At 52.2% G+C, this 13,988-nt stretch carries 15 protein-coding genes; 2 read left to right on the top strand and 13 right to left on the bottom strand.

Going from position 1 to position 13,988, the window contains the following annotated elements:
* Positions 1–136: 136 nt before the first annotated feature.
* On the bottom strand, positions 137–1,177 hold the full coding sequence (locus tag V7028_RS09435) for a putative solute-binding protein (protein ID WP_334119828.1): 1,041 nt from the start codon (positions 1,175–1,177) through the stop codon (positions 137–139).
* 80 nt (positions 1,178–1,257) lie between these two features.
* A complete protein-coding gene (locus tag V7028_RS09430) occupies positions 1,258–2,295 on the bottom strand; it encodes a hypothetical protein (RefSeq protein WP_334119827.1) in 1,038 nt (345 codons plus the stop codon).
* Positions 2,296–2,537: 242 nt separating this feature from the next.
* Here V7028_RS09430 and V7028_RS09425 point away from each other — a divergent pair, with 242 nt between their 5' ends.
* The gene (locus V7028_RS09425) at positions 2,538–3,959 is read left to right on the top strand and encodes a response regulator (RefSeq protein ID WP_334119826.1); all 1,422 of its coding nucleotides are present in this window, start codon (positions 2,538–2,540) and stop codon (positions 3,957–3,959) included.
* A 20-nt stretch (positions 3,960–3,979) separates the two neighbouring features.
* On the opposite strand, the gene V7028_RS09420 is transcribed toward V7028_RS09425, so the two are convergent.
* From V7028_RS09420 to V7028_RS09380, 9 genes are all read right to left on the bottom strand, one after another.
* Positions 3,980–4,423 carry a thioredoxin family protein gene (locus V7028_RS09420; RefSeq protein ID WP_334119825.1) on the bottom strand — a complete coding sequence of 148 codons (444 nt, stop codon included), beginning with the start codon at positions 4,421–4,423 and terminating at the stop codon, positions 3,980–3,982.
* Positions 4,424–4,428: 5 nt separating this feature from the next.
* Positions 4,429–6,156 carry a thiosulfohydrolase SoxB gene (soxB, locus tag V7028_RS09415; protein WP_334119824.1) on the bottom strand — a complete coding sequence of 576 codons (1,728 nt, stop codon included), beginning with the start codon at positions 6,154–6,156 and terminating at the stop codon, positions 4,429–4,431.
* A gap of 13 nt (positions 6,157–6,169) precedes the next feature.
* Positions 6,170–6,823, bottom strand: a complete 654-nt coding sequence (soxX, locus tag V7028_RS09410; RefSeq protein ID WP_334119823.1) for a sulfur oxidation c-type cytochrome SoxX — start codon at positions 6,821–6,823, stop codon at positions 6,170–6,172.
* Between the two features lie 17 nt (positions 6,824–6,840).
* Positions 6,841–7,677 carry a sulfur oxidation c-type cytochrome SoxA gene (gene soxA / locus V7028_RS09405; RefSeq protein ID WP_442918722.1) on the bottom strand — a complete coding sequence of 279 codons (837 nt, stop codon included), beginning with the start codon at positions 7,675–7,677 and terminating at the stop codon, positions 6,841–6,843.
* 37 nt (positions 7,678–7,714) lie between these two features.
* The gene (gene soxZ / locus V7028_RS09400) at positions 7,715–8,026 is read right to left on the bottom strand and encodes a thiosulfate oxidation carrier complex protein SoxZ (RefSeq protein ID WP_334119822.1); all 312 of its coding nucleotides are present in this window, start codon (positions 8,024–8,026) and stop codon (positions 7,715–7,717) included.
* Between the two features lie 23 nt (positions 8,027–8,049).
* Complete coding sequence (gene soxY / locus V7028_RS09395) at positions 8,050–8,523, bottom strand: thiosulfate oxidation carrier protein SoxY (protein ID WP_334119821.1); 474 nt, start codon at positions 8,521–8,523, stop codon at positions 8,050–8,052.
* A gap of 29 nt (positions 8,524–8,552) precedes the next feature.
* Positions 8,553–9,614, bottom strand: coding sequence for a c-type cytochrome (locus V7028_RS09390; protein ID WP_334119820.1), 1,062 nt, complete (start codon positions 9,612–9,614; stop codon positions 8,553–8,555).
* A gap of 5 nt (positions 9,615–9,619) precedes the next feature.
* Positions 9,620–10,984 (bottom strand): sulfite dehydrogenase, encoded by a 1,365-nt coding sequence (soxC, locus tag V7028_RS09385; RefSeq protein WP_442918721.1) that lies wholly within the window; start codon positions 10,982–10,984, stop codon positions 9,620–9,622.
* Positions 10,985–11,095: 111 nt separating this feature from the next.
* Positions 11,096–11,449: a hypothetical protein gene (locus V7028_RS09380; protein ID WP_334119819.1), complete on the bottom strand. Its 354-nt coding sequence runs from the start codon at positions 11,447–11,449 to the stop codon at positions 11,096–11,098.
* A 116-nt stretch (positions 11,450–11,565) separates the two neighbouring features.
* Here V7028_RS09380 and V7028_RS09375 point away from each other — a divergent pair, with 116 nt between their 5' ends.
* Entirely contained in the window at positions 11,566–12,045 is a 480-nt protein-coding gene (locus V7028_RS09375; protein ID WP_334119818.1) for a DUF1178 family protein, read from the top strand.
* A 3-nt stretch (positions 12,046–12,048) separates the two neighbouring features.
* Here the strand turns inward: V7028_RS09375 and V7028_RS09370 are convergent, their stop codons facing one another.
* Both V7028_RS09370 and V7028_RS09365 read right to left on the bottom strand, forming a co-directional pair.
* Positions 12,049–12,597 carry a response regulator transcription factor gene (locus V7028_RS09370; protein WP_334119817.1) on the bottom strand — a complete coding sequence of 183 codons (549 nt, stop codon included), beginning with the start codon at positions 12,595–12,597 and terminating at the stop codon, positions 12,049–12,051.
* Entirely contained in the window at positions 12,594–13,943 is a 1,350-nt protein-coding gene (locus V7028_RS09365) for an ATP-binding protein (RefSeq protein WP_334119816.1), read from the bottom strand. Before V7028_RS09365 ends, V7028_RS09370 begins: the two co-directional genes overlap by 4 nt.
* Positions 13,944–13,988 lie beyond the last annotated feature (45 nt).

The following is a 13,988-nucleotide window of genomic DNA, read 5'->3' as shown; positions in this document are numbered from 1 at the left end:
ACGGATCCTTGTCAGCGTCAACTTGGCAGTTGACTGATCTTAAATAGCCAATTAAAGGTAATAAAAAGGGGGCAACGACAAGCCCCCCTCACTGCCACGGCGGCAGGCGAATAAAATAGTATTCGCCTTGCTGGGTTTACAGTTCAGTTTTTGTCGAACACTCGGAGTCTGCGCGATTCACGCTACAACGGATTTGCTTCATGATATTAAGCGCTTTGGGGTCATAAGATCCACCCTTGGCAAGGCTTACGCGTGATTCACGCAGCAAAATTGTGTATTTCACGGAATCGGCAGCGGGAATGTCCATCCACGCGCCGTTTGGAATGCCCTTTTCAGCATTGTTGATGATCTGCATGCCTGTGGAGAATTTCTTGGACCAGTAATCGCGCGACTTTTGCGCAAAACCTTCGGGGAATTTGCTCTTGTTGACGATCAGTTGATAGGTCAAAACAGCCACAGGGAAACGAACAATGGCACCGGCTGTGCCCAAGCCCTTGTACAGTTCCAGTGGTTTGTAAGCAGCGGCCGGGGCAGCAATAATATCTACCGAACCGTTGTTGAATTTGGCACCGAAGTTGGAAATGTCGGCAGACACTGGGGATGCGCCCACCTTGGAAATCATTTCTTTCTGGGCCGAATCGTAGTCAAACGAGGCGATTTTCTTGCCGGCCAGTTTTTCAACTGAATTGATGTCGCGGCTTTTCACATACAGGTACGCGGCACCGAACGGGAAAATACCGGCCACTTGGTAGTTGCCTTGGGTCATCAAGGCATCCGCTTTGGGGCCAGAAAATAACTGGATTGTGCGCTTGACCACTTCGTAGCTCAGTGGCATGTCCACCTTGCCATCTTTCACAACAGATGCGGCACCCAGTGCATCAATGGAACCAGCAACGGAATTGTAGGCTCGCGTGCGAAACGAGGTTGCAACCAGCATGTCGCACTGACCCGTCTTGAAGTTTTCTGACGCTATTTTTTCGTCCGTGAATGCTTCCAGCTCCAGGTCAGCACCAAAGCCTTTGGCCGCCAGTACATAATCCTTGCTCAGGTTGAACACGTCGCCACCTGCGCCCAGAATATCGAACACACACACTTTCTGTTTGGCCAAAGCCGGTGATGCTGATGCCATCAGGGCCAAGCCAAGGCTGGCGGTCATTGCTTTGATTTTCAATTTCATTGTCTGGTCTCCCACAATTGTGTTTTCGCAACCCGAATGCGTTTGCTAGAAGTTGCCCCGGGCTTGTTGTACGCAAAAACTTAGTTCAACAGATCGTCCACGTTTAACCCTTCGGGCATCGCGGCTTCTTCATCCCAATATTTTCCCATGCTGCCCACGGGGGTTCGAGTGCCCACATTTTCTGTCCAGTAACGGTCAGATAGGTTGGTCATCACAGCAACGGAAATTCCTTCCACCAAGGCATACTGCTGGCTTGGCTTGTAGTCTTTAACATTTGCGAAACGCTTGGTTGAATCGCGGAATCGCAATGTATCGCCCACGGCCAGCGCGGACAATCCGTACATCACGTGGGAAAGGCGGACGCCTTGGCGCTCCCCGATCAGCATGGACAAACGGAACGTACCCCAGACATCTTTTCCTTCAGATGCACCGGGCAAAATGCTCCACACCACTGCACGCGCTGCATTGGGCGCGCCCCACCACTTGGCATTTGAAATGCAAGTGAGCGCACGTTCGGATTTCGGGGCAATGTCGGTGGGAACACCCACCATTTGCTGGGACGCAATGTCGTTCACCACTGCCTGCAGGCCAGCCACGGTGCCCAACAGGTAAACCAGCTCATCGAAATCACGGGTGAATTCCGGGCAGCCTTCGCCATACTCAAAATCGTATTTGTCTTGGAGTTTGTTGCGCATGGCCTCGAAGGCACCCAACTGGCGGCGAGCAGTAATTTCAAGCAAACGCTTTTGGCCAATTCGCGCGTCTTGGGCCTCTTCAATGTTGTTTTGCTTGGCTGCACGCAAATAGCGCAGTTCTTCTTCGACGGCGCGTTGCTCGGCGCAAGCTGCAGAGGAAACCAGTAGAAGGGATTCAAGCAATTGGGGATCACCGCCAAAAGCACGGGTTCCACCAGAGATCAGGGGATAGTTGCCTGTGGCGAACCGGCAGGCCATGTCGACATCTTCGATTTCAAGCTGGGGGGGAATGATTCGGCGTTCAATCAGATTGATGGCCAGGTTGGTGGCCCCTCTTTCGATACTTGCACAGCCAGCTGCAAAGGCCGATGCCGCAAGAACCCCCGAGATGGCTGCCATGCGCCATACGCCTGCTTTGATCATTGATGTCTCCGTGTATTTTTCTTTTATACCTTGTCTGGTCAATATTTGGATTTGACCTTTGAGTAACAAGATTAGTGCTGGTTATTAAACCATGAAAAATTAGCCCGTCCAAGAAAAGTAAACACTTGTTAATAGAAGCCCTATTCTATTTAAGTGCTCAAACTGCAGGAATGAGCCCAAAAGACCCTTTATATGAAAGCAACAAAATACCGGGAACCACGGAAAATGAATGAACTCCACAGATGACTCACCACAAATTTATGAGCCCGATTGAATTACAGGCCAAGCGCATTGAAACGGAGCCAAAGAGCCTTCCAGCCCAGGCCGACCAGATGAAGCAGGCGGTCAAAGACATGACCCCGCTGAAAGGTAAAACCGCATTGGTGGTTGATTCTGCACTGGCAACACGCCGTGCCTTGCAAGAACAGCTTTCCCAACTTGGCGCCAAAACCGTGATTTTCGCCAGTTCAGTGTCCGAAGTAGAGCAACACCTGGCTTCCCGGGAGTTTGCACTGCTTGTGTGCGAATACCAGCTTGAGGGCGACCGCAACGGGCAGCAATTGCTGGAAGATTTGCGTGTTAACAAGAAACTGGCCTGGTCTACTGCATTCATGATGGTGACCGGCGAGCGCAGTTACGGCAATGTGGTGGCTGTGGCTGAGTTCGAACCCGATGATTACCTGATCAAACCGTTTACCGCATCAACCCTGTCAGATCGGGTTGTGCGGGTGTTTAACCGCAAGGCGCGTTTGGCCACGGCCTACGAGGCAATGTTCGACGGAAAATACCCTGACGTTCCCAAGATATGCGAAGAACTTGAGACGCGTTTTCCCCAATACCTCAATGAACTGGAACGCATGCGGATTGAGTCTTTTTTCTGGTCAGAGCAATACGACAAAACCGAGCAGGAATTGATTGACAAACTGGATCGATCACCCAAGCCCTGGATGCAGTTGTTGTTGGCCAAAGTGAATCTGGAAAAGAAGAAATTCGAGGAGGCCAACGAGTTGCTGGCTGAGGTGGTGAAAAGCAACCCGGAATACCTGGCGGCCTGTGATTTGTTCGCCGAGGTGCTTTGGGAACAAAACAAACCCGAAGAAGCGTTGGAGATTCTGGAGAAAATGGGGGCGAAGGCCCTGGCATCAACAACACGTTTGCGCAAACTGGCAGACCTTGCTGTTCGGCTCGGTGACAACACACGATCCAAGAATTACCTGACCAAGGTCATTGACCGGTCAAGAAATACGTCACTTTCACAAATTCACGATTATCTGCAACTGTCAAAAATTTATGTGCAGGAAGGCAAGCATGAAGAAGCGGAAAAACTGACTGCAAAAATGCGCAGCACCGTGAACTCAAGCGAGCTTGATCTGGCACGCGCAATGATGGCGATTCAAAAGGAAATTGCAGACGGTCGCGGCACAAAGGCGACTGAAAAGCTTTCGGATTTTTTTGAAAACAATACCGAAACACTTTCAACGCTGGGACCGGACACGCTGACCAGTCTTCTTGAATTGTGTTTTGCGGTGAGCATGGACAACAAGGGTTACGAACTGGCCAGCCAGATCACTAAACACAAACCATCCAAGGCCATGCTGGACCGAATTCGCGCCGCGATTGCAGAGTTCAAGCATGCCCAGCACCGATCCCAAGACGACGAGTAAGACCGCAAGAAGGCATGCTGCTACATTGCCCAGGCACTGCGTATCAAATCATCCAGATAAGCACCATAAAATTCGGGCAGGCTTGCACCCAGCAACGGCTTGCCTGCCACTGCCCCTTGCGCATTGAATACCATGACGGTCGGTGAAAATTTGACATTCAAGGGCTTGGACAATGATTGCCCAGTGTAGGTTTCTCCATCAAACCAAACGAAGCTGCGCTTGTCATCCGAAAACTCAATTTCGTACACACGCACCTTGCCCTTGTAATTGGGGTCTTTGTGAATGTGGCGCAGCGATTGTTGCCGTACTTTTTCACAGTACGCACAATCGGGAAGCGAGAACAAAACAACAACGGCCGCTGATTTCTGCTGTTGAAGGTTGACCGGAAAATCAAGCGCCTGCCCACCCGCAGCAAATGCGGGCGAAAACCAGGTCAACAAAAACAGCAGCCAGATTGCTTTCATGGAACTTAGACCACGTAACCGGGGTTCTTGTTCATTCCAACCAGTTTCGGTGTGTAAGGCACTTTGGTGGCAATTGTTTTTTTGTCTTTCAGGTAGGTTTCCACCACATCCCAAATGGGCGGTTCGCCATTGTTGCGGGCTTCTTCGGCCACAGGTGCCCAGCCGGCAACCTTGTAAGTTTTTGAAGCATCAATGGGTTTGCCATTCAAGCGCATGTCGGAAATTCGCTTGCCAGCACTGCCATTGGGGTCGCAGGTGTAGGTCAAGCCACCCACACGCACCATGTCGCCACCTTGTTGGTAGTACGGATCGGGGTTGAACAGGTTATCGCACACGTCCTCCAGCACTGTCTTGATGAAATCGCCTTTCATGTCGGTCAGTGTGGTGTTGGGGTAGGTGATGGCGGTTTGATCCATCAAATGTTCGCGTGTAATGGTTTGGCCTGGCAGCAGGCTGGTTCCCCAGCGAAAGCCAGGCGAGAATGCAATTTCGGCGTCCTTCACGTCCATCAGGGCATCCACGATCAACTGATCCCAGCTGCCGTTGAAGTTGCCGCGGCGGTACAGCAAACCTTCACTGACCGCCAAGGGTTCGCTCAGCTTTTCAATATAGGGTTTGCGAACGTTGGCAACAAAAGTTTCCATGTCCGGGTCGGCGGGCAACATGTTGGAGAACACGGGCAACAGGCGGTATTTGAAGTCGCGCAGTTTGCCGCCCTGAATGTCCATGTCGAGCACCCCGAGAAACTTGCTGTTGCTGCCGGCATTGGTCACGTGCGTGGTGCCTGCCGGATTTTTGACAGGTATGGCCTTGGGAATGCCATCGTGCGTATGCCCGCCCAAAATAAAGTCGATACCGCTGACACGGCTGGCCATTTTCAAATCCACGTCCATCCCATTGTGGGAAAGCACAACCACAACCTGCGCACCCTTGCCGCGCACTTCGTCCACCACCTCCTGCATGCTTTCTTCCTGTATACCGAAGGACCAATCGGCCACCTGATAACGAGGATTGGCGATGGGTGTATACGGGAAAGCTTGGCCAATAATGGCGATTTTTGCGCCGTTGATGGTTTTCATCACATGGCTTGGAAACACGGCATCGCCAAAGTCGGCAGTCTTGATGTTCTGGGCAACAATGTCAATTTTGCCCTTGAAGTCTTTCTCGGCGATTTCCAGCACACGCTCCATGCCATAGGTGCATTCCCAGTGCAGGGTCATTACATCCACACCCAGCATTTTTGCGGCATCCACCATGTCTTGCGCATTGGTCCACAGGCTGGTCGCTGAACCTTGCCAGGTGTCGCCCCCGTCCAGCAACAACGCACCGGGTCGATCGGCTTTCATCATTTTCACCAAGGTGGCCAAATGTGCAAAGCCCCCTACCTTGCCGTAGCGTTTGGCCGCTTCGTCAAAATTCAGGTAAGTGAATGCATGGGCCTGCGCAGTGCCCGGCTTGATGTTGAATGCTTTCAGCAGCGATTCACCCACCAGGTGCGGTGCTTTGCCCAAGGCCAATGCCACACCCAGATTCACATTGGGTTCGCGGAAATAAATGGGCACCAGTTGCGCGTGGCAATCGGTCATGTGCAGCAGGCTTGCATTGCCAAAAGGCTTCAGGTCATAAAGCTTTTCAGGTTTAGCACCGGCCAGCACGTTGGGGGAGTTGATTGCCATGCCTGCGGCAGAGGCGGCCGCAAGCATGCCCATGAATTCGCGTCTATTCATCTGCATTGGATTGTTTCGCTTATTTGTTGACGGGCGAGTCAGGCGCCATCAACAACGCCATCACATCTTTCAACTGGGTTTCGGTCAAAATACCCTCTGCGCCAAATCGTGGCATGTTGGAACATGCGTTGTATGCATGCGAGTTCCATATCTTGGCCCAGGTGTACTTCATGATTTCCTCGGAATTACCACGCAGTTTGCCGTACTGGTACAGGGACGGGCCAATGTTGCCATAGGCCAGTTCCTGCGGTGCCAATTGGTGGCAGGCGTAACAGTTGCCGCCTGCGGTACTGCCTTCCTTGTCATTGAACTGGAAGCCCTTGCCGCTTTGTGCCAGTTTTTCACCGGCCTTCCAGTCGCCCAGGTACTTGCCATCGGCTGGATACTTCACGGCTGCCAAAGCAGCATTTTGAAGCTCGGTGCGTTTGGCATCGGGCAAACCACCTGGGGCGGTTTCGGCGACAGAACAGGCTTTTTGAAGTTCAGTCTGGTTAACGCGCTCCAGTTTGGCCTGGCCTTTCGTTTTGAACGAAGCCAGCAAAAGCTGATGAATTTCTTCATTGCCTGGTTCAGCCGCCGCAGACTGGCTTTCCGTATTGGCGCATCCAGCCAATGAGACACCGAACATGGTGACCAACAACAGGCTGATAGAGTATTTGATAGTGCTACGCATGATTGTTCTCCTCGTTGTTAGCGCTTAAGCGATGTGGCCTGCATGGTACCGCCCTCGGCTTTGACACCCAGGTAAGTAATCAGGTCAATCGACGCTTGCGAGCCGTATTTCAACTCGGGGAAACGTTGCTGGCGGAAACAGTCGTACATGCGCCATTGCATGGAACGAACCGCACCTTGGGAAACCCGATAGGCTGGCCAGGCGCCAAAAGCGGCCTGTGCGGGCTCGGGCTTGGTCAGGTTGGGCAAACCTTGCAGGCGAATGCGCTGGTCATCTGTTGCATGACAGCTTGCACAGGAGAAATCATACGGACCGGCACGGTAGAAGAAAATTTTCTCGCCGCGTGAGCGGGATGCCCGCTCTTCGGGGTGTGATTGCGGCACCTTGATGGTCGCACCGCGTGACTCGGCATAAATGTAAGCAACCAGTGATTCCAGCTCAGAGGGTTTTTCCCCGGCACTTGAAAATGGTTTCTTGGTGATCTCGGCAACATCGCGCCCCTGCAAGGTCACCATGCAGTGCACCAGACGGGTTTCAATGTCCATCACCTTGCCTGCATCGCTGAAAAAACGCGGCATTTGGGCCACAGCGCCTTCCAGCTTTCCTGGCCCCATGCCCACATCGCATTGCTCAAGCGAAGCATTCTTCGGGCCTTGTTGCTTCTTCCACAGGTCTTCACCGCGCAGTTCTATCAGTTCGGCCGGATTGCCATCGGCCAGCATGTCGCGGTATTCCTGAATGCCCTGCTCAGTGGTTTTCTGTGCAAACGCATTCATGGTGAACAATGCGCCTGCAACAGTGCCCAACAGAATGGCAAGCACTTTGCGGGTTGCTGCGTTTACTGTTTGCCTCATCTCACTCCCCTTTTTATGGTTATGCATCTAATTGAGGTTACGCTATTTTCGTTTTGTCAGTTCTTGAATCACCCTTGTTGTCGGTCCAGGTAATTTCGAGCGTATCCCCGGCTTTGCCGCCCTTGAAAGCAAACGACATGAACGGGTTTTTCGACACGGCAGGACCCCAGTTGGCTTGCAGCACAACCTTGTCATTGCATTTGGCTGTCACGTTCTGGATAAACCATGCAGGCACCAAACTGCCATCTGACGCTTTGCGCTGACCGGTTTCCATGTCATGCGACATCAACACTTTCACTTCCACTTCGTCGCCATTTGCCTTGGCGCGAATTTTCATTGGATCACCCATTTTTCATCTCCTGAATATTGTAATTAACCGCCACAACCGCCGAGGGTCACTTTGACCTCTTTCTTGGCAAAGTAATACTTGCCATCGGCTTTCACAAGCGCGTACACATCGCTGGACTTGCCCATTTTTACACGTGTATTGACCTTGGCTTGCGTGCCTTCCGGGATCATGAATTGAGCCGACATCATGGAAGGGTTGTTGGCCACCAGCAAGGAAACTTCGGTGGTATTTTTCAGTTTGCTTTCTGCGCCCACGGGGACCACAGCGCCGTTCTCGGCGATATCGGGTGCCACCACGGTGATGTCTTTGCTTTCGGTCGGCATGCTGCCGCCCAAGGCTTTCATCAAGTCGTCCATTGTTTTGGCATCGAATGCCTTTTCATTGTAAGCGGCCTTTGCAAATGCTTCATTGGGTTTGATCAGGCCTGCGGCAATTGCCAAACCAAGTACCGTAAGGCTCGATGAAGCCTTCAGCATGGTGCGTCTGTTCTGGTTCATTGACTACTCCTCCTAAGAATTCTGTTTACTCACTTCTTTTTGGACAAAAACCAAGCGGAAAGTGCACTTAAATCTTCATCTGACAAATGTCCTTGCGCAGGCATGGGCATGTCACCCCACACACCGCTGCTGCCACCTTTTATTTTACCGGCCAAATAATCTTTTGAATCCGGTTTGTCCGCATACTTTTGTGCCACAGCCACAACGGAGGGGCCCAGCTTTTTCTCATTCACTGCATGGCAGGCCACACACCCGTTGGCCTTGAACAAGGATTCCCCGGAATTGGTGCTCAGCTTGGGTTCAGCTGATTTTTTTTGCCCTGCATCTGCAACAGTAACAGAACCTCGAACCGGCCCGATCAGACGGTTTTGATCTTTCAAATTGCCGTGGGAATCGCGTGCATACTCGGGCAGGGAAGACGTAATTTTCACAACCGGTTTGCAGTTTGACATGCAACGCTTTTCTTTGACATCGGGTTTACCCGAAACCAGCCACATGCCGTGCCTGGTTTGCATGCCATTGCGGTTGGGCAGTTTTTTCTGCACCTCGGCCATGTTTTTGTCACTCAAGATGAAATCATCTTTAACCAACCCACCCATGTTCAAAATGTAGGCCGTTACGGCATACACCTCTTCCGTACTCAGCGTTTTAGGTGCAGTCCAAGGCATGGCACGGTTGATGTAATCCCACAACGTGGACAAGGTAGGCACCTTCATCAACGTGGTTCGCTGTGGTGATGAACCATTTTTCAAGGCGGCAACACGCCCGGACTTGATGTCTTCTTCCGTAGTGCCGCCCACTATGGGTGTGAACACTTCATTGCTTTCACCGAACACGCCATGGCAAGACGCACATTGTGCTTCCCACACCTGCATGCCTTTTGCAACACTGCCGTTGCCTTTGGGCAAACCGACGAAGTCTGGGCGCACATCAATGTCCCAGGCTTTCAGTTCATCCGGTGTGGCCACTTTCCCCAAACCATCCATTGAATATGCCGCTCCCGTACCAACAACAAACGAGCACAAGAACGCCGCAACCAAAGCACGGAATGACAAGCCATTAAAGCGCTGTTCAAACTTGAATTTATTCATCGTTGTCACCCCAAATGCACGTTGTGCACTTCACCTGCCGCATCAACACGCCAGCTTTGAATTGCATTGTTGTGATAAACGCTTTTTTCGCCACGCACCTCGCGTAGCGCCCTGTATGCCGGCTGCACATAACCTGAACTGTCGACAGCACGGCTTTGCAGCAACACGTCACTTTTACCGTCCCAAACCCAAGGCAAATTAAAGCGGGTCAAGGATTTGTCATTGATCGGCCCTTGCAATCGGGCAGTTTTCCAGTTTCTTCCGCCATCGGTGGACACGTCCACCCCGGTTATTTTTCCCCGCCCGCTCCAGGCCAACCCGGTAATGTTGTAAAAACCCTTGCCAAGCAACTTTTGACCGCCCGACGGTGTGGTGATCACGGACTTGCATTCCTGAATGGATGTGTATTGACGGTGCGTGCCATCCGGCATCAAATCCACGTAGTGAATTACCTCATCCTTGGTGCCGTAGGGTTTGTCGCCCACCTCAATTCTGCGAAGGTATTTGACCCAGCTCACGCCCTGCACACCGGGTACCACCAGGCGAAGCGGGTAACCGTTTTCCGGGCGCAGCATTTCGCCGTTTTGTCCATAAGCCAGCAACACTTCCCCACTTTCAACCATTTCCATGGGAATGGTTCGGGTCATTGAGGAACCATCGGCCCCTTCAGCCAGAATGAAACGGCCTTTCTTCAGGTCCACACCACAGTACTCAAGCACCTTGATCAAAGGCACGCCAGTGAATTCAGAACAACTCAACATGCCATGGGTGTACTGCACGGTGGGCACGGCCACATTGCCCCATTCCATGCCTGAATTTGCCCCACATTCAATGAAATGAATGCGGGAAACCGATTCCATTCGCATCAGTTCGTCCACGGTGAACACCATTTGTTTTTTGACCAAACCATTGATCATCAAGCGATGCTGGGTGGGGTCAATGTCCCACCAGCCTTGGTGGTGGCGCTCAAAATGCAGGCCGGATGGCGTCACAACACCAAACAATCCCTGCAGGGGACAAAAGGACACCGACGAGGCATTCACGCGGGTCAAGCCAGGCGACTCACGGCGCTGCAGGTTTTCCTCATACTTCGAAGGCAGGCCATAAGGGCGTGCGGCCACAGGCTGCCCCAAACCCTTGCTGTGCGCGGGCAAATTCAAAATGGCGGGGTCGCCCTTGGCTGCGGCAGCCAGGGCGGGCGACGCAGCCACGGTGCCCACAGCCGCTGCAGCAAAGGCTTTTTTGAAGAAACTTCGGCGGTCGGTTTCGTTGACACGGTTGACCAAAGCAATGTCAGACCGACTGACAAAGTTTTCTGGCGCCCGCACCACGTGCCCCAATGGGGTGTCTGATGGGATCTCGAATGACACAACTGTCTCCTGATGGCTTTATTTTTTCAAGGCGCTTTATTTTCTTTGTATGCGCATATGCTCATATCTAGAATCTACCCTCTAAATAAAACTTTCACAAGTACTTTTAACTTAGGGTTTCTTCTTAGACTTTTGCGTTCGAAGGGTGTCGTGGTCAATTTTGTACTCGGGCCTGGAGATGCCCTGGCTGACAGGATCGGTGGGCAGCACGTTGTGCACCGCCTGTGCACCTACCTTGGCGACAAGGCGCACGGTGTCGTAGGCGGAATGGGTAATTTTCTTCTCCACCATGTGAACCGCCGAGGAAATGGGCGCAATGGGGCGAATTTTCTTCAGCACTGCAAATGGAATGTCGGCAATGCGGCGGTGCACGCCTTCAACCTGGCGTGTGCCTTCGTCCAGCGTTGCGGAAACCAAGTCAACGATGCCTCGCAAATGCGGTTCAAGTGACTTTTTACGGGACATACAAACCTCTTTGGGTCTTGATGGGTGTTAAACGAATTCTAGAAGAGATTCAAATTCTGCGGTAGGCAAACCATTCCACTGTAAAATAATGAAATTCAGAAACAGATACAAACATTGTGGCAATTATCATTTACGACCTGGAGTGCGAATACTCCCATCGCTTTGAGGGCTGGTTCCGCTCCAACGAAGACTTCGATGCCCAGCGCGAGCAAAAGCTGTTGACCTGCCCTGAATGCGGCACTTCGGCCATTCGCAAAGTGCCATCCAAGGTAAATATTGGCAGCAAAAGTACTGTGGCAGTTCAGCCCGCAGACGCTCCCGCTTCAGCGCCAACGCCTACTGTAGCCCACAAACCAAATTCCGTCGATGTGGCCACAGCCTTTGTAATGGCCCGGCAGGCCATTCAAGCCTTGATCAACCACTCCGAAGATGTGGGTGAGCGCTTTGCCGAGGAAGCACGGAAAATTCACTACGAGGAAGCGCCCATTCGCGCCATTCGGGGGCAAGCCAGCCCGGAAGAATTTGAAGAACTGCGTGATGAGGGCATCGAAGTGATCGCCCTGCCCGTTCTGCCCAGCGAAGAAGAATTGAACTAGGTTTTATTTCACGCGGCGCTTTTCAAGTTTTCGGGCCAGCGTTCTGCGGTGCATGCCTAGCCGCCGTGCGGTTTCTGAAATGTTGAAATCGGTTTCTACCAGCACTTCGTGAATGCGTTCCCACTCCAGGTTTTTGATGGACGTGGTCCGATTTGTCAATTCAACGGGTTCGCTGCCAGCAACGTGGCCAAACGCCGCTTCTATGTCGTCGGTGTTTGAGGGTTTTGCCAGGTACTGGCAAGCACCCAGCTTGATGGCCTCCACCGCAGTGTTGATACTTGCAAAGCCGGTTAACACCACAATCAACATGGCCGGGTTGTGTGCATGCAAAGCCTGCACGCAATTCAAACCTGAGGATTGCCCACTTAGTTTCAAATCAACCACGGCGTGCGTGGGTGTTTGTTTAAGCAGCAATGCTTGCATTTCATCCTGATTGCTGGCGTGAAGCACTTTGTATTCACGGCGCTCAAAAGAACGTCGTAATACACGTGCAAATGCCTCGTCGTCTTCGACCAGCAACAAAAACCTTTCGGTACCGCCAACCTGGCTCATTGCGAATCCTTTTCCCGGTTGAATTCTTGAAGCACCAGCGAATTCAAGGGCAAGGTCATTCGTACTTCTGCACCACCACCTTCAGAATTGCGTGCCTGCAACGTGCCGCCCAGTGTGCGTGCCACGTTCATGACCAAAAACAGCCCCAAGCCACCACCGGGACGCCCCTTGCTGGAATTGTAGGGTGTGCCCAGCTGCTCAAGAATATGCTGCTGAAAGCCAGGCCCTTGATCGGTCACTGTCAGCAACAAATGTTCTTCGGTTTTGGACACCTCAAAACGCAACCAGTTCGGTGAAACTTCCAAAGCATTGTCCAGCACATTGAATACCATCTGCTTCACGGTGGAATCAAAGGCCACCGTGAATTCTTCATCAATGATGTTGATGTACTCAAAGTGCTGGGCCGGGCGGGTGCTTTCCCATTCCTCCACCAGCTGTTCGAAAAAGTCATTCAAGGTGGTTTTCGAGGAGGATTCGCCGCGTGTTTCACCCGCAGACAACAAAATGCTGCTGACAATGCTTTTACAACGCAGCAATTGTGTTTCGATTTCCTCAATTTCTTCCAGCATGGCCGTGTTGCCAGCAAATTGCGGCATGCGTTTCCAGTCGCCAAGCACCACTGACATGGTGGCCAAAGGCGTGCCCAGTTCATGTGCAGCACCACTGGCCAGCAGGCCCATGCGAACAATGTGTTCTTCCTCTGCAGCACGCTGCCTCAGGCTTGCAAGCGCAGCATCGCCAGCACGCAGGTTGCTGCCAATCCGCGTGATGAAGATGACAAGCAGCGCCGCATTCAATACAAAACAGATCAGCAAACCTGAGGCATACAAATCGGCAAGTTGATAGGGGCTGTTGAGCGGCCATTCCAACGGGCGGTTAAACACGGAAAGAAAGGCCAGGCACAGGGTGGTGATCCACACGACACTCCAAGTGGATTCCGAGCGCAACAACACCGCACTCAAGATCACCTGCAACAAAAACAGGAAAACAAAGGGGTTGTTGATGCCACCAGTGAAGTACAACTGGGCGGTCAGGCTGCCGATGTCAACCAGCATGGCCAGAAACAATTCACGGTTGCTGACCACGCGTTCTTCATGCCAACGCAAATGACTGCCAATGTTGAAGGCGATCAAACACACCATCACGGCCAGCATGTTGAACAGCGGCAACTGGATGCCAAAGCCCCAGGTGGCCACAACAATGGTGGCAATTTGCCCGCCCACGGCCAGCCAGCGCAGGTGGATTAAATGCAGCATGTTTTTGTGGCCGGTTTCGTTGAGCACATTCGTTTCTTCGAAGGCGCGTGCGCCCTGTCGAACGGTAACAATGTCGGAATTAATGGCCATGCAAACTGAAGTCCTGCTGCGGTTCTGAAAAAACGTGGTGATTCA

It is taken from the genome of Limnobacter sp. (genome assembly GCF_036846585.1).
GTDB lineage: Bacteria > Pseudomonadota > Gammaproteobacteria > Burkholderiales > Burkholderiaceae_B > Limnobacter.
This window is presented reverse-complemented; position numbering and strand designations above follow the sequence as displayed.

What these genes read in the sequence shown, in the direction of transcription:
- V7028_RS09390 (WP_334119820.1), bottom strand. Translation starts at nt 9,614, where the DNA reads ATGAATAAATTCAAGTTTGAACAGCGCTTTAATGGCTTGTCATTCCGT.
- V7028_RS09380 (WP_334119819.1), bottom strand. Translation starts at nt 11,449, where the DNA reads ATGTCCCGTAAAAAGTCACTTGAACCGCATTTGCGAGGCATCGTTGAC.
- V7028_RS09365 (WP_334119816.1), bottom strand. Translation starts at nt 13,943, where the DNA reads ATGGCCATTAATTCCGACATTGTTACCGTTCGACAGGGCGCACGCGCC.
- V7028_RS09370 (WP_334119817.1), bottom strand. Translation starts at nt 12,597, where the DNA reads ATGAGCCAGGTTGGCGGTACCGAAAGGTTTTTGTTGCTGGTCGAAGAC.
- soxB (WP_334119824.1), bottom strand. Translation starts at nt 6,156, where the DNA reads ATGCAGATGAATAGACGCGAATTCATGGGCATGCTTGCGGCCGCCTCT.
- soxX (WP_334119823.1), bottom strand. Translation starts at nt 6,823, where the DNA reads ATGCGTAGCACTATCAAATACTCTATCAGCCTGTTGTTGGTCACCATG.
- soxZ (WP_334119822.1), bottom strand. Translation starts at nt 8,026, where the DNA reads ATGGGTGATCCAATGAAAATTCGCGCCAAGGCAAATGGCGACGAAGTG.
- V7028_RS09420 (WP_334119825.1), bottom strand. Translation starts at nt 4,423, where the DNA reads ATGAAAGCAATCTGGCTGCTGTTTTTGTTGACCTGGTTTTCGCCCGCA.
- V7028_RS09430 (WP_334119827.1), bottom strand. Translation starts at nt 2,295, where the DNA reads ATGATCAAAGCAGGCGTATGGCGCATGGCAGCCATCTCGGGGGTTCTT.
- soxA (WP_442918722.1), bottom strand. Translation starts at nt 7,677, where the DNA reads ATGAGGCAAACAGTAAACGCAGCAACCCGCAAAGTGCTTGCCATTCTG.
- V7028_RS09425 (WP_334119826.1), top strand. Translation starts at nt 2,538, where the DNA reads ATGACTCACCACAAATTTATGAGCCCGATTGAATTACAGGCCAAGCGC.
- V7028_RS09435 (WP_334119828.1), bottom strand. Translation starts at nt 1,177, where the DNA reads ATGAAATTGAAAATCAAAGCAATGACCGCCAGCCTTGGCTTGGCCCTG.
- soxY (WP_334119821.1), bottom strand. Translation starts at nt 8,523, where the DNA reads ATGAACCAGAACAGACGCACCATGCTGAAGGCTTCATCGAGCCTTACG.